This is a genomic window from Cupriavidus sp. IK-TO18 (assembly GCF_015549295.1).
GTDB lineage: Bacteria > Pseudomonadota > Gammaproteobacteria > Burkholderiales > Burkholderiaceae > Cupriavidus > Cupriavidus oxalaticus_A.
In genome coordinates, this window is the sequence record NZ_JADGMP010000015.1 from 313,089 (window position 1) to 334,865 (window position 21,777).

Annotated in this window: 17 protein-coding genes and 1 other RNA gene; 10 read left to right on the forward strand and 8 right to left on the reverse strand. The window is 66.9% G+C overall.

The genetic code is table 11. The annotated features are described in order from the left end of the window. Positions 1-65: 65 nt before the first annotated feature. The 6 genes from ompA (at position 66) to IPF36_RS14080 (ending at position 4,724) form a co-directional block, all read left to right on the forward strand. A complete protein-coding gene (gene ompA / locus IPF36_RS14055; RefSeq protein WP_029045719.1) occupies positions 66-719 on the forward strand; it encodes an outer membrane protein OmpA in 654 nt (217 codons plus the stop codon). A 110-nt stretch (positions 720-829) separates the two neighbouring features. Then, the gene (gene ubiG / locus IPF36_RS14060) at positions 830-1,576 is read left to right on the forward strand and encodes a bifunctional 2-polyprenyl-6-hydroxyphenol methylase/3-demethylubiquinol 3-O-methyltransferase UbiG (RefSeq protein WP_133094002.1); all 747 of its coding nucleotides are present in this window, start codon (positions 830-832) and stop codon (positions 1,574-1,576) included. Then, positions 1,573-2,247: a phosphoglycolate phosphatase gene (gene gph / locus IPF36_RS14065; RefSeq protein ID WP_133094001.1), complete on the forward strand. Its 675-nt coding sequence runs from the start codon at positions 1,573-1,575 to the stop codon at positions 2,245-2,247. Before ubiG ends, gph begins: the two co-directional genes overlap by 4 nt. An 88-nt stretch (positions 2,248-2,335) precedes the next feature. Continuing rightward, positions 2,336-2,694: a transfer-messenger RNA gene (gene ssrA / locus IPF36_RS14070) on the forward strand. A gap of 334 nt (positions 2,695-3,028) precedes the next feature. Further along, positions 3,029-3,430 (forward strand): hypothetical protein, encoded by a 402-nt coding sequence (locus tag IPF36_RS14075; RefSeq protein ID WP_133094000.1) that lies wholly within the window; start codon positions 3,029-3,031, stop codon positions 3,428-3,430. 400 nt (positions 3,431-3,830) lie between these two features. Further along, positions 3,831-4,724: a fimbrial protein gene (locus tag IPF36_RS14080; protein WP_255519762.1), complete on the forward strand. Its 894-nt coding sequence runs from the start codon at positions 3,831-3,833 to the stop codon at positions 4,722-4,724. 27 nt (positions 4,725-4,751) lie between these two features. Here IPF36_RS14080 and IPF36_RS14085 read toward each other — a convergent pair whose 3' ends face one another. Both IPF36_RS14085 and IPF36_RS14090 read right to left on the reverse strand, forming a co-directional pair. Next, positions 4,752-5,258 (reverse strand): DUF1854 domain-containing protein, encoded by a 507-nt coding sequence (locus tag IPF36_RS14085; protein ID WP_255519763.1) that lies wholly within the window; start codon positions 5,256-5,258, stop codon positions 4,752-4,754. Beyond that, positions 5,248-7,545 carry an ABC transporter ATP-binding protein gene (locus IPF36_RS14090; RefSeq protein ID WP_135704772.1) on the reverse strand — a complete coding sequence of 766 codons (2,298 nt, stop codon included), beginning with the start codon at positions 7,543-7,545 and terminating at the stop codon, positions 5,248-5,250. The genes IPF36_RS14085 and IPF36_RS14090 overlap by 11 nt, the downstream gene beginning before the upstream one ends. 254 nt (positions 7,546-7,799) lie before the next feature. Between IPF36_RS14090 and cphA (IPF36_RS14095) the strand changes: the two genes are divergently transcribed. After that, positions 7,800-10,436, forward strand: a complete 2,637-nt coding sequence (cphA, locus tag IPF36_RS14095) for a cyanophycin synthetase (RefSeq protein WP_195428283.1) — start codon at positions 7,800-7,802, stop codon at positions 10,434-10,436. A gap of 43 nt (positions 10,437-10,479) precedes the next feature. Beyond that, on the forward strand, positions 10,480-13,050 hold the full coding sequence (gene cphA / locus IPF36_RS14100) for a cyanophycin synthetase (RefSeq protein WP_195428285.1): 2,571 nt from the start codon (positions 10,480-10,482) through the stop codon (positions 13,048-13,050). An 85-nt stretch (positions 13,051-13,135) separates the two neighbouring features. On the opposite strand, the gene IPF36_RS14105 is transcribed toward cphA (IPF36_RS14100), so the two are convergent. The 4 genes from IPF36_RS14105 to IPF36_RS14120 form a co-directional block, all read right to left on the reverse strand. Then, positions 13,136-13,795: an amino acid ABC transporter permease gene (locus tag IPF36_RS14105; RefSeq protein WP_133093995.1), complete on the reverse strand. Its 660-nt coding sequence runs from the start codon at positions 13,793-13,795 to the stop codon at positions 13,136-13,138. 149 nt (positions 13,796-13,944) lie between these two features. Continuing rightward, positions 13,945-14,766, reverse strand: a complete 822-nt coding sequence (locus IPF36_RS14110) for a transporter substrate-binding domain-containing protein (RefSeq protein ID WP_133093994.1) — start codon at positions 14,764-14,766, stop codon at positions 13,945-13,947. 206 nt (positions 14,767-14,972) lie between these two features. Then, positions 14,973-15,881, reverse strand: coding sequence for a glutamate/aspartate ABC transporter substrate-binding protein (locus IPF36_RS14115; protein WP_195428361.1), 909 nt, complete (start codon positions 15,879-15,881; stop codon positions 14,973-14,975). 107 nt (positions 15,882-15,988) lie between these two features. Further along, on the reverse strand, positions 15,989-17,275 hold the full coding sequence (locus IPF36_RS14120; protein WP_195428287.1) for a D-amino acid dehydrogenase: 1,287 nt from the start codon (positions 17,273-17,275) through the stop codon (positions 15,989-15,991). 152 nt (positions 17,276-17,427) lie between these two features. Here IPF36_RS14120 and IPF36_RS14125 point away from each other — a divergent pair, with 152 nt between their 5' ends. Together IPF36_RS14125 and IPF36_RS14130 are read left to right on the forward strand one after the other, a co-directional pair. Continuing rightward, on the forward strand, positions 17,428-18,414 hold the full coding sequence (locus tag IPF36_RS14125; RefSeq protein WP_133093992.1) for a LysR family transcriptional regulator: 987 nt from the start codon (positions 17,428-17,430) through the stop codon (positions 18,412-18,414). A 90-nt stretch (positions 18,415-18,504) separates the two neighbouring features. Further along, positions 18,505-19,818 carry a hemolysin family protein gene (locus IPF36_RS14130; protein WP_195428289.1) on the forward strand — a complete coding sequence of 438 codons (1,314 nt, stop codon included), beginning with the start codon at positions 18,505-18,507 and terminating at the stop codon, positions 19,816-19,818. Here the strand turns inward: IPF36_RS14130 and IPF36_RS14135 are convergent. Both IPF36_RS14135 and IPF36_RS14140 read right to left on the reverse strand, forming a co-directional pair. Beyond that, positions 19,706-20,842 carry a phosphatase PAP2 family protein gene (locus IPF36_RS14135; RefSeq protein ID WP_195428291.1) on the reverse strand — a complete coding sequence of 379 codons (1,137 nt, stop codon included), beginning with the start codon at positions 20,840-20,842 and terminating at the stop codon, positions 19,706-19,708. The two genes, IPF36_RS14130 and IPF36_RS14135, sit on opposite strands and share 113 nt — an antisense overlap. Then, complete coding sequence (locus IPF36_RS14140; protein WP_195428293.1) at positions 20,835-21,722, reverse strand: DUF1653 domain-containing protein; 888 nt, start codon at positions 21,720-21,722, stop codon at positions 20,835-20,837. The genes IPF36_RS14135 and IPF36_RS14140 overlap by 8 nt, the downstream gene beginning before the upstream one ends. Positions 21,723-21,777: the final 55 nt, after the last annotated feature.

Below are 21,777 nucleotides of genomic sequence, written 5' to 3' on the forward strand. Positions count from 1 at the left end.
TATGACTTGTTTTCGTCCATTTGCTCGCAGTAACCCTGCGGTGATCTCATCCTGAGAGGAGAAATATGAAAAAATTTGCCAAGCTCGCGCTCGTTGCAGCTACCGCAGTAATGGCTGCATCCGCTCAAGCCCAGTCCGTCCCCTACGAAAAGAAGGCAGTGAACGATAACTGGGGCAACGGTACGAGCGAGTACGTGTGGAAGAATGGCACGAACGAGCTCTGCTGGCGCGACAGCTCCTGGACTCCGGCCACCGCCAATGCCCTGTGCGACGGCGCGCTGGCTCCCGCAGCACCGGCACCGGCACCGGCCCCGGTGGCTCCGCCGGTCGTGTCGAGCGAGAAGGTCACTTTCGCTGCTGACACCCTGTTCGACTTCGACAAGGCTGTCCTGAAGCCGGAAGGCAAGGCCAAGCTGGACGACCTGGTCTCGAAGCTGCAAGGCATCACCCTGGAAGTCATCATCGCCGTTGGCCACACCGACTCGTTCGGCTCGGACAAGTACAACGATCGCCTGTCGATCCGCCGTGCTGAATCGGTCAAGGCTTACCTGGTGAGCAAGGGCGTTGAAGCCAACCGCGTCTACACCGAAGGCAAGGGCAAGCGCCAGCTGAAGGTCGACCCGAAGTCGTGCAAGGGCAACCGCAAGGCCCAGATCGCCTGCCAGCAGCCGAACCGCCGCGTGGAAGTCGAAGTGGTCGGCACCCGCAGCGCACGTTAATCGGATCCTTTCCGATCAAGAAAGCCCAGCGCAAGCTGGGCTTTTTTTTTGATACAGTTGCCCACACACCTCCTCCGCCGGCGTGGGCAGTTGCCGCCGGCCCGCATACGATGACGTTGCCCTCCCAGACCCTGTCCACCCATCCCGATCCGCTGCGCCGGAACGCCGACCCCAAGGAAATCGACAAGTTCAGCGAGCTCGCCCACCGCTGGTGGGATCCCGAGAGCGAGTTCAAGCCGCTGCATGAACTCAATCCGCTGCGCCTGGGCTGGATCGACGGCATTGCCGGACTGGCGGGCAAGCGCGTGGTCGACGTGGGCTGCGGCGGCGGCATCCTGTCCGAGAGCATGGCGCGCCTCGGTGCGACCGTGCGCGGCATCGATCTCTCCGGCAAGGCGCTCAAGGTCGCGGACCTGCACAGCCTGGAGTCCGGCGTTGCCGTCACCTACGAGGAAATCGCGGCGGAAGCGCTGGCGGCGCGCGAGCCGGGCAGCGTGGAGGTCGTGACGTGCATGGAGATGCTCGAGCACGTACCGGATCCGGCCTCGATCGTGCAAGCCTGCGCGACGCTGGTAAAGCCGGGCGGCTACGTTTTCTTCTCGACCATCAACCGCAACCTGAAGGCCTACCTGCTGGCCATCGTGGGCGCCGAGTACGTGCTGAACATGCTGCCGCGCGGCACGCACGATTATGAAAAATTCATCACCCCGTCGGAACTGGCGCGCTTCGCCCGCAACGCAGGGCTTGACCTGATCGAGATGCGCGGCATGACCTACAACCCGCTGTCGCAGGTCTATGCGCTCGGCCGCGACACGGATGTGAATTACATGATGGCGTTCCGCCGGGTGTCGGCATGAGCGGGGGCATCGCAGGCGTCTTCTTCGACCTCGACGGCACGCTGGCGGACACGGCGCCCGACCTGGCCGCCGCCGCCAACCGGCTGGTCGTCGAGCGCGGCCGCCCGCCGGTGGCGTATGAGAAGCTTCGGCCCGTCGCCTCGCATGGCGCGCGCGGCCTGCTCGGCGCGGCGTTCGGGCTGGTGCCCGACGATGCCGACTTTCCGGCGTTGCGGGATATCTTTCTCGACTATTACGAAGCCGACATCGCCGTGCACACGCGCCTGTTCGACGGCATGCCGCAAGTGCTGTCGGCGCTCGAAGCAGCGGGCATCCCCTGGGGCATCGTCACCAACAAGATTGCGCGTTTCACGGTGCCGCTGGTCGCCGCCATCGGGCTGGCGCCGCGCGCCAGCGCAGTGGTCAGCGGCGACACCACGGCCCACGCCAAGCCCCACCCCGCCCCGCTGCTGCACGCCGCCGCGAGTGCCGGTGTCGACCCACGCCGCTGCGTGTACGTCGGCGACGACCTGCGCGACATCCAGGCGGGCAAGGCCGCCGGCATGATGACGGTCACGGCCGCCTATGGCTACTGCGGCGACGGCGAGCCGCCGGAGGCATGGGGCGCCGACCACCTGGTGCGCCATCCGGCCGAGCTGATCCCGCTGCTGGTCCCCGTCGCGGTCGGCTAGCGGCGTGGCGGCCAGCGCACAGCTGGTGGCCATGGAACTCCCCGAGACACTTTCCATCCAACCGGGTACAATCCAGCTTCTTCTCACTGGGGCCGACCTGGTTTCGACGTGGGTTACAAAGCAGTGGAGGGCATACCGAGGACCCGTCACCTCGTTAATCAATGGGAATGCAATAACTGCTAACGACGAACGTTACGCACTGGCAGCCTAAGGGCCGCCGTCCTCGCACTGGCTCGCTGACGGGCTAGGGTCGCAAGACCACGCGAGGTCATTTACGTCAGATAAGCTCCGGAAGTGTCACGGGTCCGGGGACGAAAATTTAGTGACTCGCCGTCGTAGAGCGTGTTCGTCCGCGATGCGCCGGTTAAATCAAATGACAGAACTAAGTATGTAGAACTCTCTGTGGAGGGCTTGCGGACGCGGGTTCGATTCCCGCCGGCTCCACCAGTCAACACTTCGGAGACCTCCATCTCCGAAGCCCGGGAAACCCGTGATGACCAGCGTCTTCACGGGTTTTTTGTTTCCGGCGCACGCGGCGCGGCATGATCGGTTTCCGAGGTGACAACCGGGCGATCAGCCATTCCCATGACTGCGCGATACTACGAGACCAGCCCGGTGGCATCGAGCGGACTCGCAAATATCGTCGCAACGTTCTCGATGAACTACCATTAGCGTTCGCCGAACCGGGAAAGGCGACCGCCGCGCATTGGCGGCGGCACAGCGTTTCCTCGGGCATCCGGACGATTACAATACCCCGCCGAAGTCCTCCACATCTCTCCCCATGTCCGACTATCCCCGCTATACCATCAACCGCGCCATGGTCGCGCTGGTTCCGGAACAGCCGTTCCTGGACTGGATCCAGGCGGTCGATCCACAGCCGGTTGCCGGTCTCACGCTAGAGCAGGTGCGCGAGGACCAGAGCGTGTTCCTGCTGCCCGAAGAACTCGCGGATACGCACGCCAACGCGGTCCACTGGGTCGAGAAGCGCTGGCAGGAGTTCTTCGAATTCATGCTGGGCGAATGGTTCGACGATTCGCTATGGCCCGAGACCCTGACGCTGGAGATGTTCCGGGAGTGGTTCAGCGTACGCTACCACTCCATGGTCTTCGACATGGCGCCAGATGCGCCGATGATGCACGATGATTGGGACGAGGACGACGACTCGTCGGAGATGTTGCATTAGTCCTGCCCGCGCAGGGCACGGGTATTGCATCAACGGGCCGCCGTGGCCCGTTTTTCGTGTCCGCAAGCTGCTGAGCAGCGGTGACATTGTCAGCCTGGGCGCCGCAACTGCCGAAATTTTCCTAACGCATTCGGAATTTTCCGGTCATGGGCACAGAGCGGTACGACTAAAGTTGGCTCGTCCTTCAACCGCAAGGCAGCGCCGACTGCAGCGAACCCGAACTTCGCGCGGTCACAGCCGGCCTCCGCTACTGCCGACACCTATGCACATAGCCCTACCCATCGCCGCTCGCCTGCTCCGTGCGCTCAAACGCGGGCTAATGCTCGCCGCCTGCCTGGCAGCCCCGAGCCTCGCTCATGCCGACTGCACTGCCACGCCTGCCATGCCCTACCTCCAGACCATGAACAACATGGCGGTAGCGGTTAACCTGCCGGTGGGGAGCACCATTCCCGGCACGACGCGCTACTACACATTCACCGGCGCCTGTACCGAGAAACCGCCTGCCGTGGTAGCCGGCGCGCCCATCATCTCCTGCTACTACGGATCAGGCAGTGAAGTCATGCCTGGCGTCTATTCGACCGGTGTGGCCGGCATCGGCATCCGCTTGCGCAACGCCGCAGGGCAGCCGATGACCAATGCGAAAGGCATCAACTGCGATACGCGGACGGCCAACCTTGGCAGCCTGAATAACGACTTGACCTATTCCGTATCGGTATCGGTTGAGTTCGTCAAGACGGGCCCAATCGCAGGCGGCGATCTTGACCCAACCCAGACACGCTTTGGCTTCGGCGTGTACCAAGGCTCGCTTTCAGGCGCGCTCGGTGGCGGCTACGTCAACTACATCGGCTTTTCGGGCAATGCCTCGCCACGTGAGATTGCCTGCACAGTCAACTACCCCGCCGTGGTGACGTTGCCCAATGTCAGCGCCCGCACGCTGGCCACACAAGGCGCCGCCGGTAATACACCCTTCTCGATCCAACTGACCTGCAGCGGGGCTGCCATCGTCGGCCTGACACTGGACGGCGGGGGGAGCACGCCGGTGCAGTCGGCACCCAATGGCATCCTCGGCATCGCTGGCGCCGGCACGGGCGGCGTGGCCAGCAACGTGGGCGTGCAGATCGTCGACGCCATCGGCAGCGCGCCCGTGCCGCTGCAAGTACGGAATGCCATGGGCAACGTTGCCGCCAACGTGCCTTCCACCTACCGCTTCGGTGCGCGCTATGTCTCGCTGGGGGGCGCGCCATCGCCTGGCAGCGTGTCGAGCGCCATGATATTTACGCTCGACTACCAGTAAACGAAACGCTGCGTCGCCAGCCTGCCGTCAAAGGAACCGGTCCAGCAGCTTGCGGCTGTGCTTGTCCAGCGCCATCAGGTCACGGATCAGGTAATGAATGCCGTGGCTGTCGGACACCATCAGCGTGTTGCCTGACAGGCGACGGATCGCTTCTTCCCCGCGCAGCACGAGAGAGGTACGCCCGCGATCAGTCTGCACGGTCCATACGCTCGGCGTGGCAAAGGTCGACACCTCAACGATGCGCTCGATCTCCGGCATGAACTCGCGCGATGCGAGTTCTTCTTCGATCATCCTGCGCTCGTTGGCGGGAAGGGCCTCAAGCCGCGGAATCCACACCACCTCGTGCCCATCGGCGCTCATCATGCCGATGCCGCCTTGCGGCGCGGAGATCGGAAAGGCCCGCACCGGCACCACCCCTTCATAGATCGTGCCGTCGCCATGGTTCAGCGTCAGGCGGCCAAACGGATTGCGCGACAGCGTGAAGGCCGCGCTGGCTGCGGCATTGGTGTCCGCCCAGGTCATATCAGTGGGCATTGGCCACCTCCGGCAGTTCGGTCACGGCTTCGCGCTCGTCGTCATCCTCGGTATCGACGTTACGCGCCTGCGCCTGGTACAGCTTGAAGTAAGCGCCCTCGCGCAACAGCAGTTCGTCGTGGCTGCCGACTTCGACGATCTTGCCGCGGTCCATCACCACCAGGCGGTCGGCCTTGCGCAGCGTCGACAGGCGGTGCGCGATGGCGATGGTGGTGCGGCCTTGCACCAGGTTGTCGAGCGCCTTCTGGATTTCCTTCTCGGTCTGCGTGTCCACCGATGACGTCGCCTCGTCCATGATCAGGATGCGCGGGTTGATCAGCAGCGCACGCGCGATCGAGATGCGCTGGCGTTCGCCACCCGACAGCGCCTGGCCGCGCTCCCCTACCAGCGAGTCGTAGCCGTGCGGCAGGCGCAGGATGAACTCGTGCGCATGCGCGGCGCGCGCGGCAGCGATGATCTCCTCGCGCGTGGCATCCGGCTTGCCGTAGGCAATGTTGTCGGCGATGGTGCCGAAGAACAGGAACGGCTCCTGCAACACCAGGCCGATATGGCGGCGGTACTCGGACACCGGCAGCGAGCGGATGTCGACGCCGTCGACACGGATCGCCCCCTCGGAAACATCGTAGAAGCGACAGATCAGGTTGACCAGCGTGCTCTTGCCCGAGCCGCTGTGCCCGACCAGCCCGATCATCTCGCCCGGTGCGATCGACAGGTCCAGCCCGCGGATCACCGCCCGGTTGCCGTAGCGGAAGCCCAGGTCGCGCATGTCGATGGCGCCTTCGACCTTGTCGAGCTTGGTCGGACGCACCGGCTCCGGCACGCTCGAGACGTGGTCGAGGATGTCGAAGATCCGCTTGGCCCCCGCCGCGGCCTTCTGCGTCACCGAAACGATGCGGCTCATCGAATCGAGGCGCGTATAGAAGCGGCTGATATAGGTCAGGAAGGCAACCAGCACGCCCACGGTGATGGCGCTGTGCGATACCTGCCAGATGCCGAACACCCATACGATCAGCAGCCCGATCTCGGTCAGCAGGGTCACGGTCGGCGTGAACAGCGACCATACCGCGTTGACGCGGTCGTTGATGGCCAGGTTGTGCTTGTTGGCCTCGCGGAAGCGCGTCACTTCGCGCTTTTCCTGCGCGAAGGCCTTGACCACCCGGATACCGGGGATGGTGTCGGCCAGCACGTTGGTGATCTCCGACCAGATACGGTCGATCTTCTCGAAGCCGTGCCGCAGGCGGTCACGCACCAGGTGGATCATCCAGGCGATGAACGGCAGCGGCACCAGCGTCACCAGTGCCAGCCACGGGTTGATCGAGACCAGGATCACGGCCGTCATCACGATCATCAGCACGTCGGTGGCGAAGTCCAGCAGGTGCAGGGACAGGAACACGCAGATGCGGTCGCTTTCCGAGCCGATGCGCGCCATCAGGTCGCCGGTGCGCTTGCCACCGAAATATTCCAGCGACAGCTTAAGCAGATGTTCGTAGGTCGTTGTGCGCAGATCCGCACCGATGCGCTCCGACACGCGTGCCAGCAGATAGGTACGCGCCCATCCCAGGCTCCATGCCACCAGCGCGGCGCCAAGCAGGCCCCCCAGGTACATGCGCACGCGGTCGTAATCGATCGGTACCCCGTTCTGGTACGGAATCAGCACCTTGTCCATCAGCGGCATGGTCAGGTACGGCGGTACCAGCGTGGCGCCGGTGGACAGCACCGTCAGCAGGAAACCGGCCAGCAGCTGCCAGCGGTAGGGCCGGGCAAAGCGCCACAGGCGCAGTAGCGCCCAGGTCGACGGTGGCGTTTCCAGCTCGCGGTTGCACTGCGGGCACTCCTCTTCATCCGGGGGCAGCGGCGCCTTGCAGGTCGGGCACGCGACTTCGCCAGGCTCGCCAATTTCGGTAGCGGAGGTGGCATCGCGGCGCATCTCGAACTGGTCGGCCAGCCGCAGCGCGGCAGGATTGTAACCAAGCGTATATCGCCAGCTGGCCAGCCGACCCTTTGGGCCGGCCAGTTCGAGGGTGCCGACCCCCGCATGATCGGTATGGGAAAGGCGCAGTTCGGGCGAGATGTTCCATTCCCGCACATTTTTTTCACCTGGCGGGCGGGCAACGATGCGCTGGTCCGTCACAACCAGCCACCCTTGGGTAAAATGCAGCCTCGCGTCGAGGTCCAGCACCAGTCCGGCCAGGACGTTTTCGCCGGGACGGAGCCACGTTCCGGATTCGGCACGCCACGGCTCGTCGGCGGGGAAGGTGTTGAGGGCAGGCAGGGAGGACTGGGTCATGGATGGCGCAGCATGCAGCGTCCAGGGGAAAAGGACATAACTTGAAACAAATTTAGGCCGGGCGCCCACTGGCTGCCCGTGAATTCGCCCGCAGTATACATAACGACGTAAATAACAGCGAACCCGCGGGTTGCCCTGATGCACTGCACAAACACTTTTAATCGAAGAAAGTCAACCTGTACTAAGCTGTAACGTTATTGAAAGGTTAGGCTTCCATTTCTCGGGCGTTCCGCCCACTGCCTCAAGCAAATTCAATGAAAAAGAAGGACATTGAGATTTTCGATGTCATGTCGCTGCGCGGCCCGAATATGTGGACATATCGGCCCGTGCTGGAGGCATGGGTCGATATCGGGGAACTGGAGGACTTTCCCTCCAACACGATTCCGGGGTTCTACGAGCGCCTGTCGGCATGGCTGCCCTCGCTGATCGAGCATCGCTGCAGCATCGGCGAGCGCGGCGGCTTCCTGCAGCGCCTGAAGGAAGGCACCTGGCCCGGCCATATCCTGGAACACGTGACGCTTGAGCTGCAGAACCTGGCGGGCATGCCCGGCGGCTTCGGCAAGGCGCGCGAGACTCCGGTGCGCGGCGTGTATAAGGTGATCGTCCGTGCCTGGCACGAAGAAGTCACCCGCGCCGCCCTGTTCAGCGCGCGCGACCTGGTCATGGCCGCGATCGAGGACCGTCCCTTCGACGTCCCCGCCGCCGTGGACAACCTGCGCCGCCTGGTCGACGAGCACTGCCTCGGCCCCAGCACCGCATGCATCGTCGATGCCGCCGACGACCGGGACATCCCCGCCATCCGCCTGTCGGACGGCAACCTGGTCCAGCTGGGCTATGGCGCGCGCCAGCGCCGCATCTGGACGGCCGAGACCGACCGCACCAGCGCCATCGGCGAAAGCATCTCGCGCGACAAGGACCTGACCAAGAGCCTGCTGGAGTCGTGCGGCGTGCCGGTGCCGGAAGGCCGCATGGTCGACTCGCCGCAGGACGCCTGGGACGCCGCCGAAGACATCGGCGTGCCGGTGGTGGTGAAGCCCTACGACGGCAACCACGGCCGCGGCGTCTTTACCAACCTGGTCACCCGCGAGGAAGTCGAGACTGCCTACGCCGTGGCGCTGGGCGAAGGCAGCGGCGTCATCGTCGAGCGCTTCATCCCCGGCAACGAACACCGCCTGCTGGTGGTGGGCGGCCGCATGGTTGCCGCCGCGATGGGCGAGACCGCCTGCGTGGTCGGCGACGGCAAGTCCACCATCGACGAGCTGATCGAGCTGCAGATCAATTCCGATCCGCGGCGCGGCAGCACCGAAGATCACCCGCTGAACCGCGTGCGCCTGGATGCCGCCGCGCGGCTGGAGCTCAAGCGCCAGGGCATGGATGGCAGCTCGGTGCCGGCGGAAGGCCGCACCGTGCTGATCCAGCGCAACGGCAACGTCGCCTTCGACGTGACCGACCGCGTCCACCCGAGCGTGGCCGCGCATGCATCGCTGGCCGCGCGTGTGGTCGGACTGGACATCGCCGGCGTGGACCTGGTGGCCGAGGACATCTCGCGCCCGCTGGCCGAACAGCGCGGCGCCATCGTCGAGGTCAACGCCGGTCCGGGCCTGCTGATGCACATCAAGCCGGCCGAAGGCACGCCGCGTCCGGTTGGCCGCGCCATCGTCAACCACCTGTTCCCCGAGTCCGAGCAGGACGACTGCGGGCGCATCCCGGTGGTCGGCGTGACCGGCACCAACGGCAAGACCGTGGTGGCGCGCCTGGTCGCGCGCCTGCTGCAGCTGTCGGGCAAGCAAACCGGCCTGGCCAGCAGCGACGGCCTGTTCCTGGACCGCCGCCTGGTGCAGGGCGGCGACCGCGCCAACTGGGACGCCGGCCACCGCATCCTGATGAACCGCGCGGTCGAGGCCGCCGTGTTCGAGAACGACAGCGGCAGCATCCTGTCCGAAGGCCTGGTCTATGACCGCTGCCAGGTCGGCGTGGTCACCAACTTCGACCAGCCCGACCACCTCGGCGACTACTACGTCGAGGACGAGGACCGCATGTACAACGTGCTGCGCACGCAGGTCGACGTGGTGCTCAAGGATGGCGCCGCGGTGCTGAATGCGCGCGACGAGCGGCTGGTCGAGATGGCCGAGCTGTGCGACGGCGACGTGATCTTCTTCGGCCTGACGCCCGAGCTGCCCGCGATCATGTCGCATCGCGCCGCAGGCAAGCGCGCGGTGTATGTGCGCGAAGGCAAGATCGTGCTGGCCGTCGGCAGCAAGGAAACGCCGCTGGTCGACGTGGCCGCGGTGCCGCTGACCTACGCCGGCCGCGTGGCGTTCCAGGTCGAGAACGTGCTGGCGGCCGTCGCCGCGGGCTGGGCGCTGGGCATCTCCAACGACCTGATCCGCGCCGGCGTGGTGACGTTCGACGTCGGCCAGGTCGACGTGCCTGGCCGTTTCACGCTGTTCGAGCGCAACGGCGCCACCGTGGTCGTCGACGACGCCCACAACGCGCCCGCGCTGGAAGCGCTGGCGGCCGCGCTGGACCGCTTCCCGTCCGAACGCCGCATGGTCGTCTACGGCGCCGGCGTGCAGCGCCGCGATGAAGACCTGGTGCGCCAGGGCAAGGTGCTGGGCCAGCATTTCGACCGCGTCTTCCTGTGCGAAGACCGCAGCGTCAAGCGCGACCTGCCCGATGCCGAGGCGCGCGCGCTGCTCAAGCAAGGGCTGTACGAAGGCCGCCGCGTGACCAAGATCATCGACGAAGGCGCACGTGCCAATGCCATCGAGACCGCGCTCGGCCAGCTGGTGCCGGGCGACCTGCTGGTGCTGCAGTGCGACGAGGCCGCCACCGCGGCCACCGTCGACCTGGTGCACCACTGGATGGGCCAGCCTGCGCGCCGCGCCTGACGCGGCGCCCGAACACAGCGCATAGAAGACACGGAACCGTTCCATGGAAGTCTCCCGTATCCGGGCCCTGCGGGGCCCGAACCTGTGGTGCCGCCACACCGCCATTGAAGCCATCGTGGCCTGCCAGGACACCGCCGACATGCTGTCGGACCTGCCCGGCTTCGAAGACCGGCTGCGCGCGCGCTTTCCCGAGATCGGGCCGCTGCGCCCAGACGAGGAATCGGGCGAGCTCTCGCTCGCGCACGTGCTGGAAGTCGCCGCGTTGCGCCTGCAGGCGGCCGCCGGCTGCCCGGTCACGTTCAGCCGCACCGCGCAGACGGTGGAGCCCGGCACCTACCAGGTGATCGTGCAGTACAGCGAGGAAGAAGTCGGCCGGCTCGCGTTCGGGCTGGCCGAGGCCCTGTGCCTGGCCGCGCGCGACGACTCCGCCTTCGACCTGGCCGACGCGCTGCATCGCCTGCGCGACCTGGACGAAGACGTGCGCCTGGGGCCCAGCACCGGCTCGATCGTCTACGCCGGCGTGGCGCGTGGCATCCCCTACCGGCGCCTGACGCAGGGCTCGATGGTGCAGTTCGGCTGGGGCAGCAAGCAGCGCCGCATCCAGGCCGCCGAGACCGACCGCACCAGCGCCGTGGCCGAATCGATCGCGCAGGACAAGGAACTGACCAAGAGCCTGCTGCACGCCGCCGGCGTGCCGGTGCCGCTGGGCCGCTCGGTGCGCAGCGCCGAGCAAGCCTGGGCCGCCGCGCAGGAAATCGACGCCCCGGTGGTGGTCAAGCCGCGTGACGGCAACCAGGGCAAGGGCGTGGCGGTGCGGATCCGCACCCGCGAGGAAGTGATGACGGCCTACGAGGTCGCCTCGGACATCAGTTCCGACGTGATCGTCGAGCGCTACATCCCCGGCCATGACTTCCGCCTGCTGGTGGTGGGCAAGCAGCTGGTGGCGGCCGCACGCCGCGACCCGCCGCAAGTGACCGGCGACGGCGTGCACACCGTGCGCCAGCTGGTCGAGGAAGTGAACCGCGATCCGCGCCGCGGCGAAGGCCATGCCACCTCGCTGACCAAGATCCGCTTCGACGATATCGCGCTGGCCGTGCTGGCCAAGCAGAACCTGACCGCCGACTCCGTGCCGGCCAAGGGCACGCGCGTGGTGCTGCGCAACAACGCCAACCTGTCCACCGGCGGCAGCGCCACCGACGTGACCGACGACGTCCACCCGGACATCGCCGCGCGCGCCGTGGCCGCGGCGCAGATGGTGGGCCTGGACATCGCCGGCGTCGACGCCGTGTGCGAGACCATGCTCAAGCCGTTCGAGGAACAGGCCGGCGGCATCGTCGAGGTCAACGCCGCGCCGGGCCTGCGCATGCACCTGCAGCCGTCGTACGGCAAGGGCCGCGCGGTGGGCGAGGCGATCATCTCGACCATGTTCTCCGATGGCGACGATGGCCGCATCCCGGTGGTGGCCGTCTCCGGCACCAACGGCAAGACCACGACGGTGCGCCTGATCACCCATATCATGGCCACCAGCGGCCTGCGCATGGGCATGACCGGCACCGACGGCGTCTATATCCAGGGCGAGCGCATCGACACCGGCGACTGCAGCGGCCCGCGCAGCGCGCGCAACGTGCTGCTGCACCCCGATGTCGACGCGGCCGTTTTTGAAACCGCGCGTGGCGGCCTGCTGCGCGAAGGCCTGGCCTTCGACCGTTGCGACGTGGCCGTGGTGACCAACGTCGGCGAAGGCGACCACCTGGGCCTGTCGTACATCAATTCGGTGGAAGACCTGGCGGTGCTCAAAAGCGTGATCGTGCAGAACGTCGCGCCGCACGGCATGGCCGTGCTCAACGCCGGCGACCCGATGGTGGTGCGCATGGCCGACGCCTGCCCCGGCAGCGTGACCTTCTTCGCGCACGATCCGAACCAGCCGGCGATGGCCACCCACCGCGCGCAAGGCAAGCGCGTGGTCTTTGTCGACGGCGCCGAGATCGTGGCGTCGGAGGGCGATACCCAGGTGCGCATCGCGCTGGCGGAGATCCCGCTGACGCGCAACGGCACCATCGGCTTCCAGGTCGAGAACGCGATGTCGTCGATCGCCTCGGCGTGGGCGCTGGGCATCGACTGGGCCATCATCCGCCGCGGCCTGGCCACCTTCGTCAATGACGCCGCGACGGCTCCCGGCCGCTTCAACGTGTTCGACTACAAGGGCGCCACTCTGATCGCCGACTACGGGCACAACCCGGACGCGATCCAGGCATTGTGCAACGCGGTCGAGACCATGCCGGCCGGCCGCCGCGTGGTCGTGATCAGCGGTGCCGGCGACCGCCGCGACGAGGACATCCGCCGTCAGACGCAGATCCTGGGCGGCGTGTTCGACGAAGTGGTGCTGTACCAGGACCAGTGCCAGCGCGGCCGTGCCGACGGCGAGGTGCTGGCGCTGCTGCGCGAAGGCCTGCAGGGCGCGCAGCGCACCAGCCAGGTCGAGGAAATCCGCGGCGAATTCCTGGCCATCGATACCGCGTTGTCGCACCTGAAGCCGGGCGACCTGTGCCTGGTCCTGGTGGACCAGGTGGAAGAGGCGCTGGGGCATATTGCCAGGCGCATCGCGCAGGGCTGAGCGCGCGGGCCGGCAACGGCCCGCATTGCCGAAAAGAAGAGCCAGCTCTCCGGAGCTGGCTCTTTTGCTTTGGCAGCGGCGCGGCTCAGTGCCTGCCCGGCAGCGACAGCTTGCGCTCCAGCATATGCTGCAGCCCGGACAGCCCGGTGCTCAACACCCAGTAGATCGCCGCCACCGCCAGGTACAGCGGCAACGGCTGGTATGTCGCCGCGATGACCTCCTGCGCGGTGCGCAGCAGTTCGGTCACCGTGATCACCGACACCAGCGACGTATCCTTGATCAGGCTGATCAGGCTGTTCGACAGGCTCGGCACCGCCAGCCGCAGCGCCTGCGGACCCACCACGTAGCGCAGCGCCTGCGCCGGCGTCAGCCCCAGGCTGTACGCCGCCAGCCATTGGCCCCGCGCCACGCCGAGGATGGCGCCGCGCATGCTTTCCGACAGGTACGCCCCCACGTTCAGGCTCAGCGTCAGCACGCCGGCCGGCGTGGGCTCCAGCGCGATGCCGACGCCCGGCAGCCCGTAGTACACGACGAAGATCTGCACCAGCAGCGGCGTGCCGCGCATGATGCTGACGTAGGCGCGCGCCACCGCCTTGAGCGCGCGGCTGTGGCTGATGCCCATCAGCGCGACCACGGTGCCAAGCACCAGTCCGAACACCATCGACCACAACGCGAACTTGATGGTCAGCAGCGTGCCCTGCAGCAGCACGGGCAGGGAATCGATGACGAGCTGGAGAGCGGACATGGGCGTGGCGGCGGACTGAAGGTAATAAAACAAAGCGGCGCGGCAGCCCTGCAGGCCGCCGCGCCGCGACATGATACCGCCCGCCTCGCGGGCCGGCTTAGTTGATCCGCTTACTTGATGCGCTTACTTGATGCGCTTAGTTGACCGGCTTACTTGACCGGCTTGCCGGCGGGCTTGGTCACGTCGGTGCCAAACCACTTCACCGACAGCTTGCCAAGCGTGCCGTCCTTGCTCAGGTCTTCCAGCGCGTGGTTGATGGCCTGCGCGAACTTGGGATTGTCCTTGCGGAACGGGATGGCCACCTGCGTGGTCGCGCCCGCCACGATCGCGCCCGCCCGCAGCGGCAGGTTGGCGGTCTTGACCAGGTAGGCGACCATGAGCCGGTCATTCAGCGCGGCGTCGACGCGCTGTGCCGCCAGGTCGCGCAGGTACTCGGGCGCGCCGGGATAGGTCTTGACGTCGATGCCGGCCACCGACTTGGCCAGCTCGTTGTAGTTGCTGCCCAGGCTGACGCCGAGCTTGTGGCCCTTCAGGTCTTCCAGCGACTTGAACTGGCGCTTGTCGTCCTTGCGCTGGATCAGCTGCGCATCCGAGTAGACGTAGGGCGTGGAAAAGTCCAGCACCTGCTGGCGCTGCGGCGTGACGTTGACCTGGTTGACGATCACGTCGAACTTGCCTGCCTGCAGTCCGGCAATGATGCCGCTCCATTCGGTGGTGACGAACTCGGGCTTGACCCCCAGCTTGCCTGCGACCGCGCGCGCGACATCGACGTCAAACCCTTCCAGCTCGTTCTTGGCGCCGCGGAAGCCGAACGGCGGGTACGTGCCCTCCAGCCCGATCTTGAGCACGCCGGCCTGCTTGACGGTGTCGAGCAGGTCGGCGGCATGGGCCGCGGTGGCCGCCAGGCCGGCCCCCGCCATCAGCGAGGCCGCCAGCAGCGACTTGAACCAGCCAGTACGAATCGATCGCATATGTTCTCCAGTGGATGCGGATAGGCAGTAAGTGGGCAGGCAACGCCGGCTGGCCTCTCGTGGAAGGCTGCCGGCCGGTTGTGCTGCTATGAGCCTATATCGGGCTCTACACTACCGCAAACGCTATCGATGGCGAAATAACGATTCATTATGGCTATATAACCGCCGGGGCGATGCATCCGCCACGGCGGCTATGCCCTTCGCCGTTACTGGTAGGCCTTGTCGTTGGGCGCCGCGAACAGTGCCTTCATGTCGGCCGACAGCGGGTAGTTCATGTTGATGTTGCGGGGCGGGATCGGCGACATGAACCACTTGTTGTAGAGCTTCTCCGCGCGGCCGCTGGTCTGCAGGTCGGCGATCACGCCGTCGGCCAGCTTCTTGAACGAAGGGTCGTCCTTGCGGAACATGCAGGCGTAGTTCTCGATCTGCAGCGGCGCGCCGACCACCATCCAGTCGCCGGCGCTCTTGGCCTTGGTGCGCTCGCCATACAGCAGCGGCTCGTCGATGACGAAGGCCGCAGCGCGGCCGCTTTCCAGGATCAGGAAGGACTGGCCATGGTCCTTGGTGCTGATCAGGTTCATGTTCATCGCCTTCTCGCCGTTCATCTTGACCAGCAGGCGCTCGCCGGTGGTGCCGGCGGTGGTGACCACGTTGCGGTCCTTCAGGTCGGTGAACTCCTTCACGCCCGAGTCTTTCTTGGTCAGCATCTTGATGCCGTAGACGAACAGGCTGTTGGAGAACGCCACCTGCTTCTGGCGCTCCAGGTTATTGGTGGTGCTGCCGCACTCGATATCGATGGTGCCGTTCTGCACCAGCGGGATGCGGTTCTGCGAAGTGATCGGCGTCAGCCGCACCTGCAGGTTCGGCATCTTCAGCTCGCTCTTCACCTTGTCGACGATCTGCAGCAGGATCTCGTGCGAGTAGCCCATCACCTCCTTGCCGTCGGTGTACGAAAACGGGATCGACGATTCGCGGTAGCCCAGCGAGATCACGCCGCTGTCCTTGATCTTCTTCAGCGTGTCGCCGTCGGCAGCCTGGGCCGCGCCGGCGGCCAGCAACAGCGTGGCAGCCGCGAGCATACGTCGGGTGGCAAGGCGGGTGTGCAATGGTTTCATGTCGCGCTCCTTGTAGTGGGGCTTGGTCATTGAGGCTCGTTTTCTCGAGGTAATGCGGTAATGCGAACTCATGGGTACTGCAGGAACCATTGCTTCATGCCGCTGCGCTACGCGCGCGCGGCATCGAAATCCGCGGCGTCGAGGGCCGGGCGCCGCCCCGCCAGCCGGTCGGCCAGCAGGCCGGCGCTGCCCATCGCCAGCGTGAAGCCCAGCGCGCCATGGCCCAGGTTCAGCCACAGGCCCGACACGCGCGACGGCCCGATCAGCGGCAGCCCGTCCGGCGTGGCCGGGCGCAGGCCCGCCCACGGCTGCAGCTGCGCCAGCGGCAGGTCCGGCACGATGCCGTCGAACAAGGCGCGCGTCTGCGCCACCAGCGTGCCGACCCGCTCCGGGTCGATGCGGGTGCCGCCGCGCACCAGGTCGGCCATGCCCGCCACCCGCAGTGTATTGCCGATCCGCGCGTAAACGATCTTGTTGGCGAAATCCGTCACGCTGATATGCGGGGCGCGCGCGCCACTGGCCAGCGGTACGGTGATGCTGTAGCCCTTGAGCGGCCACAGCATCGGCCGCACACCCAGCGGACGCAGCAGCGGCACGCTGCCGATGCCGCCCGCGACCACGACCACGTCGGCCGGCACCTCGCCGGCATCGGTGCGCACCCCGGTCACGCGTCCGCCCTGCTGCTGCAGTCCGTGCACCACGGTGCCGAAGCGCAGCGACACGCCAGTGCGGCCGCCGCCGTGTTGCAGCAACCGTGCCAGCGACACGCAGAAGCGGTGGCAGTCGCCCACCTCCTCGCTCGGCGTATAAATGGCGCCGGCGATCTCTTCGCGGATGCCGGCCAGCGCGGGCTCCAGCGCGACGCAGGCATCGCGGTCCAGCGCCTGCTGCTCGCAGCCCAGGCTGGCCTGGTAATCCAGCAGCCGGCAGGCCGAGGCGAACGCCGCTTCGTCGCGGTGCACTACCAGCTTGCCGCGCCGCGCAAAATCGAAGCCGAAGCCGCTGTCCTCGTGCTCGTGCTGCGCCACGAACGCCTGCAGCTGGTCGCGCGAATAGAAGCCCAGGCGCAGCAGCTTGCGCGTGGTGGCCTCGCTGGTGCCGGCATTGCAGGCGCCCATGAAGGCCGCCAGCCAGCGCCATTGCGCGGGATCGGCCACCGGGCGGAAGCGCATCGGCGAATCGCGCCGCAGCAGCCAGCCCGGCACCTTGCCCATCACGCCCGGCCCGGCCAACGGCGCCACGTAGCTGTAGCTGAGCTGCCCGCCGTTGGCAAAGCTGGTTTCCTCGCCGGGACCCTGGTGCCGTTCCAGCACCGTCACCTCATGCCCGTCCTGGGCCAGGCGCCACGCCGTTGTCATGCCGACCACCCCGGCGCCCACGATCACTACCCGCATTGACTTCCTTGTTGCATCAAAAGACCGATGCCAGAGGGTAGATCAGCGGGGCCGGCTTGCCCAATGCGAATACGTGCCAGAATATGTCTTCAGGCTATGGATGGCCTGTGCCTATCGTTCCAGACGTCCCTAATTCCAGACGCCCTAAGCCAATGCGCCTGCGCCAGATCGAGGTTTTCCGCGCCGTAATGCTGACCGGCACCGTCAGCGAAGCCGCGCGCCTGCTGCACGTGTCCCAGCCCGTGGTCACGCGCGTGCTGCAGCATGCCGAGGCCTCGCTCGGCTTCCGCCTGTTCGAGCGCGTGCGCGGGCGGCTGCAGCCGACTCCCGAGGCCAACGCCTTGTACGGCGATGTCGAAAGGCTATACGGCGAGATCGAGCGCGTGCGCCGCGTCTCGGAAAGCCTGCGCCACAAGGGCGCCGGGCGCCTGCGCGTGGCGGCCACGCCGAGCCTGGCCAACCCGCTGCTGGTGCCGGCGGTGCGGCGCTTCTGCGCGCGCCACCCCGACACCCAGGTGCAGGTGCTGACCCACCATACCGACGAGATCGTCGGCGCGCTGCTGGCCAACCAGATCGACCTGGGTTTCGCCTTCTCGCCGCCGCGCCACGAGGCCATTTCCAGCGAACCGGTGGCCAGCGGCCGCATGTTGCTGGCGGTGCCGCGCGGCCAGCCGCTGCCCGCCGCGGGACGCCGCCGCCAGGTGCCGATGCAGCGGCTGATGGATCGCCCCTTCATCGGCTATGACGACAACAGCTCGCTCGGCCTGCTGGTGCGCCAGACGCTGGCGCGGCACGCGCTCGAGCCGCGCTCGACGCTGGAGGTGCAGACCTATTCGCTGGCGCTGGCGCTGGTCGATGCCGGACTTGGCCTGACGCTGCTGGACCAGTACACCGCGCTCAGCGCCAATCCCGGCCATGTCGCGCTGCATGACGTGGCGCCGGAACTGCCGTTCGAGATCCAGATGCTGCGCGCCAGCCACCGCGCCGGTTCCAGCCTGGCCGACGACCTGCGCGTGCAGTTTGCGCAGGCCGCGCAGGAACTGGCAGCAACGCTGCCGCAACGGCTGGAAGCGCCGGTGGTCAGCCTGGACGGCGCACTGCCGGGCGGCGCCAGGGTGCGCACGGCCATACTGGAATGACGGCCGCGCCGGCGCCGATTTGACAGCTTCACAGGCGGTGCACCATCATCAAGCCGCCTGCACTCGCTGGCCGCATGCGCCACACCGCCTATGTTCGTCCTGACCCTGACCGCCCTTGTCCTGGTCAGCGCCTTCTTCTCCATCTCCGAGATCGCGCTGACCGCCGCACGCCGCACCAAGCTGCAGGTCTTGTCCGAGCGCGGCGATGGCCGCGCCACGCGCGTACTGCTGCTCAAGGAAGAGCCAGGGAATTTCTTCACCATCGTGCAGATCGGCGTCAACAGCGTGGCCATCCTCGCCGGTATCCTCGGCGAGAAGCACGTGTCCGACCTGCTGCTGGAAACGCTGTCGCCGTATATGCAGGTGGTCCACGCGCAGCGCGTGGCCAATATCGGCTCGTTCCTGATCGTGACGCTGCTGTTCATCCAGTTTGCCGACCTGATCCCCAAGCGCATCGCGATGACATTCCCGGAAGCGTGCGCGCTGGCCGTGATCGACCCGATGCTGACGCTGCTGCGCGTGCTCAAGCCACTGGTGTGGGTCTTCAACGCCGCCGCCGATGCCGCGCTGCGGCTGCTGCGCCTGCCGACCAAGCCGGTCGACCAGATCACCACCGAGGACATCGCCGCCATGGTCGATGCCGGCGCCGAGGCGGGTGTGCTGCACAAGCATGAGCTGCACCTGATCGAGAACGTGTTCGAACTCGGCTTCAAGGGCATCACCGCGATCATGACGCCGCGCGACGACGTGGTCTGGCTGAGCCTGGACGAGCCCGCTGACAGCGTACGGCGCAAGCTGGTCAACCAGCCGCATGCGCAATACCCGGTGTGCGGGCACGACCTGGACGATGTGCAGGGCTATATCGATTCCAAGGACATCCTGCAGCTGCTGCTGGCCGACGAGAGCGCCGCGGTGATCGGCAATATCGGCCGCCACCATGACAAGAACGTGCTGGTGATCCCCGACACGCTGACGCTGTCCGAGGGACTGACGCGCTTCCGCGAGATGCACCAGAACTTTGCCGTGGTGATGAACGAGTACGGGCTGGTGGTGGGCATCGTCACGCTCGACGATATCGTCGGCGCGCTGATGGGCGACATCCTCTATTCCAGCGAAGACGAGCAGATCGTGCGCCGCGACGACAGCTCGTGGCTGGTCGACGGCCTGACGCCGCTGGTGGACCTGAAGAAAGCGCTGGAACTCGATGCCCTGCCCGGCGAGGACTATGTCGACACCGCCGGCGGGCTCGTGATCTACGCGCTCAAGCGCATCCCGAAGAAATCCGAGTCGATTACCGTGGCGGGCTATCGCTTTGAAGTGCTGGACATCGACCATCACAAGATCGACCAGCTGCTGGTATCGCGCCTGCCCGCGCCAGAAGAGCCTGCTGCGCAGCAACCGTAGCTGTAACCGCGCCTGCCTGCCGATAACGCTCCAGCGTATCCGGCATGCGGAACCAGGCCACGTAGCCGAACGCCACCACCACCGCGGCTGCCGCCACCGCGCCGAGCCGCCACGGCGCCACCGCATCCCGTGGCGCCGGCACATGGAGCGTATGGTAGGCAGTGCCGAGCAACGCGATCCACGCCAGTCCCAGCGCGTAGCCCGCGGCCACGTCGGACAGCCAGTGCATGCCCAGGTACAGCCGCGACACCCCGATCGCCGCCACCGCCACCACGGTCAGCGCCAGCACCGGGATGCGCACGCGCCATGGCTGGCGCAGGCACAGCAGGAACGCCAGGAAACCGTACGTCACCATGCTGCTGGTGGCGTGGCCGCTGGGAAACGAATACGACTCCAGCCCGCTGTAGATGCTGGCCGGCCGCACCCGCGCCATGCCGAGCTTGAGCGCCATCACGCAGGCGCGCGCGCCCAGCAGCGCCGCGGACCAGTACAGCGCCGTGACCCACGCGCGCAGCCACCACAGCCACGCGAACACCGCCACGCCGACCGCGACCGAGATGCGCGCACCGCCCAGCTCGGTCACCGCGACCATGGCGATATCGAGCCAGTCGCGGCGCCATGCGCGCCCCTGCGCGAACACAAGCTGGTCGAGACGGACCACTTGGTCGCCCTGCGCGATTTCGGCGGCGAGCCAGAACAGCGCTGCCCCGCAAGCCAGCAGCGCGGCGCCGGCCACGAGCACCAGCAGCAATTCGGCGATATCGCGTTCCAGCACGCGCAGCGTCAGCGTGCTCACGCGGCGCGGGCGATCCTGTGCGGCCACGCGCGTCGACAAGGCACCGGCGCCCCAGACGCGCATGCCGTCGAGCCAGCGCACCAGCGGGCGCAACAGCGCCACCAGCAGCGGCACCACGCACAGCAGCAGCACCGTGGCGAGCGTGAACAGGCCGAGCAAACCCAGCGCCGTCCCGGGCGTCAGCCAGGCATCGGCAACCGTGCCCACGCGCGCCGGCAGTTCAGGCACGCGCAGCCTGCGCGCCGCCGATGCGCGCGATATTGGCGCGCGCGGGCGCCTCGCAGTCGGCAAAGGGCGGCGTCAGGAACAGCCGCGGCCGCTGCGCCAGCTCGCCCAGGAAGGCCGCGCGCCGGCGCCCGAACTCCGCCAGCAGCGCATCGCCCTGCAAGCCGGTGCGCGCGGCCAGCATGGCGCGGTTCTCCGCGAAGACATCGGCGCTGTGGGCATCGAATACGTCAGGAGGCGCGGCCAGCCGGAACAGGTCGAGATCGAGCACGCTGTCCGCGCCGTCGATGGTCGGCGTATGCGTGCGCGTGTCGCGCACGATCTGCGCGGCACGATCGAGCGCCGCGCGCTCCAGCGCCGGTGCAATCGTCTCGATCAACGCAGCTGATGCCGATTCGTTGTGCTCGCAGCCCGGCACATAGACCGCGTCGTGGCACAGCACCGCCAGCGCCTGCGCCGGATCCAGCGCGACGCCGCGCGCGTGGGCGACTTCGAACATTTCCAGGATATGGCGGGGGCCGTGGTAGTGCCGGTACGGCGTGTCATGCAGCCCCAGCACATCCAGCACCGTCTTGCGCGGCAGGAAGTCGAGGCAGGCCAGCGCCGCGGGCCAGTCCGGAGCGAAGCGCGGCACCTCTCCGTGCGGCGTCGCCACGGGCTCGCTGAACACGTCGGCGCGGCGCACCCAGAGCAATGCGGGATCGCGCAGCGCGCGATAGACGACTGCCGGCGCGAGGTCGGCCTCCAGGCGTCCGATGCCGACCACCGCATAGGCACCGCCCTTGTGGTGGCGGTACGGCATACCGGCAATCAGATTGGGGTCGTCGGGAAGTTCCGCGGGGTCGCCGTGGAATTCGGCAGGCGTGGGGGATGGCTGTGTCATCGGTGGCCTCGTTCATGGCGGTCCGCTGGATCGCCATGATAGTGCACCGCAAGGC